Origin of the sequence: Desulfovibrio sp. DV (assembly GCF_001936595.1) — a bacterium.
GTDB lineage: Bacteria > Desulfobacterota > Desulfovibrionia > Desulfovibrionales > Desulfovibrionaceae > Solidesulfovibrio.
Genome location: NZ_MLBG01000193.1, coordinates 1 through 1,871, shown reverse-complemented (window position 1 = coordinate 1,871; position 1,871 = coordinate 1). Strand labels below are relative to the sequence as shown.

Genomic DNA, 1,871 nt, shown 5'->3' with positions numbered 1-1,871 from the left:
TTCGGGCACAGCATGGGCAGCAACCGCTGGTATTCGAGCCCGGCCAGGACGTTATGGTCGCAAATCTGTTCCAGCGGATTGCGATAGTGGGTGGCCAGGATGCTGACCAGGCGGGCGATGATGCCCATGGCGTTATTCGCATGGATCGTGGCCCAGACCGAATGCCCAGTCAGCGCCGCGTCGATGGCCGCGACAGCCGCCTCGACGTACCTGATCTCGCCGATCATGAGCACGTCCGGATCGCTTCTCATGGCCCCTGCGATGGCGTCACAATAGGCACCGGACCGGCTGTCCCTGTCGTTGCTGGCGATGAGGACCTGACGCACCCCCTTGAGGGGATACTCGGGTGGGTCCTCGATGCTGAAATAGGCTTTCTCGGGATTGCGCTCTGTCATGGACTCCATGACGTGCTTGAGGAAGGTCGACTTTCCGTGCCCCGTGGGTCCCGAAATGATCGTCAACCCCGTGCGCTTGGTCAAAAACTGGGCTGAGTCGCATTGGTCCGACGTGAAGCCGAGGGCTGTCATGCGCTCCTGCAGCGAGCCCTTGGCGGACGTCGCATCGTAGAGAAGCCGCAGGGACATAGAGGTGCCCACTCCAGACTCCGCCTGGGCGCACTCGATGGGCTCCGAGTGCACGCGCACGGAATGCACGTTTGGCGGCAGGTAATTGCGCTGAGCGATCCGTCCGTCCTGCCGTTCGGTCGGCGAAAAGCAGGCGTCGGCCGACTGGGAGAGCTTTTGATAAATGCAGGCGATCAGCCGCTTGCCCAGTTCAGCATTAAGCTGCGTGTGGTCCGTCAGCATCCCCAGGCAGCGGAATCGAATAATGGTATAGAGCCCGAAGTCCATGAGGTGGATGTCGGATGCTCCTGTGTCGAAAGCGTCCTTGATGAGGTCGATGGCATACTGCTGCACCTCATTTTCCGCATGGCCCGTCCTGGCAGCTTGCGCTTGATAGGTGTTGTCGAACTCTTCCGGCTTATGGAATTCATAGGTCAAAATGCCGCGACGGCGTAAGCTTCCATAGAAATCAACAATTTGCAGATTGTTTTTGAGTTCCGCCGAAATATGGAGAACGCCATTGACCAGGGCCACACGTCCCCGCAAAGCCTCTGGTATATTATCAATAATGCTGATCTGTTCCATAGTGGTCCTACTCGAACGCTAATGCGGTTGATGCGTTGCCCCGTCGCACCAAGACGCCGGTGCGATTGATGGCGGTGATGACGCCGCCGCCGAACTTGTCACCGGGGCGCACCGTCATCAGGTTGCCGGCGCTCGACCGGATCGTGGCGCTGGTATAGCCGTCTGCACCCTGGATGGAGACGACAACCGAAGAAGCCTGTCTGGGCGGTGCCGCCGCCACGGGCTTCGGAAGCTCCGGCAAGATCGCTGTCTGGTGGGGTACGGGGGAGGGTTGCTTCGGGAGGAGCTTTTCCTTCTCCTGGGCAATGGCCACTTGCAGTCTGACCTCATCCAGTTCGGCACGTAGGGAAGTCATTTGCTCCAGGTTTCCAGACTTCGGCACAGAGTCCGCGATGGCTGCCGCGACCGTGAAAGGTGGAATTTCCGATTCCTTTGCCTGGGTTTCCTTCGAGGCGGGAGTCAATGGCGACGGTACGGTGGATCGCACCGGGGCCGGGGCAGAAACCGAAGCCACCTCTTTGGTTTGAGATTTTGGCGGGAGTTTGGCCGGAGAAGGAAGGTCGACCTCCTGCCATCCCCAAAGGACCCAGACACCGACGAGCACCAGGCCCAGGGTCGCCATCCCGCACCCGAGTAGCCACAGGACTCTTCTGCGATTACTTTGTTGCGACATAGACAGCCCCCTTGATAGTCCAGACGTTTTTGTCCATTGAGATCGTCTCC

At 59.4% G+C, this 1,871-nt stretch carries 2 protein-coding genes; both read right to left on the bottom strand.

Going from position 1 to position 1,871, the window contains the following annotated elements; all coding sequences use genetic code 11:
• On the bottom strand, nt 1–1,148 hold a 1,148-nt coding region (locus DVDV_RS21660; protein WP_075356633.1), incomplete at its 3' end, for an ATPase, T2SS/T4P/T4SS family.
• Nucleotides 1,149–1,155: 7 nt separating this feature from the next.
• A complete protein-coding gene (locus DVDV_RS21655; protein ID WP_075356632.1) occupies nt 1,156–1,821 on the bottom strand; it encodes a hypothetical protein in 666 nt (221 codons plus the stop codon).
• Nucleotides 1,822–1,871 lie beyond the last annotated feature (50 nt).

Coding starts and splice junctions, on each gene's coding strand:
- DVDV_RS21655 (WP_075356632.1), bottom strand. CDS start 1,821: ATGTCGCAACAAAGTAATCGCAGAAGAGTCCTGTGGCTACTCGGGTGC.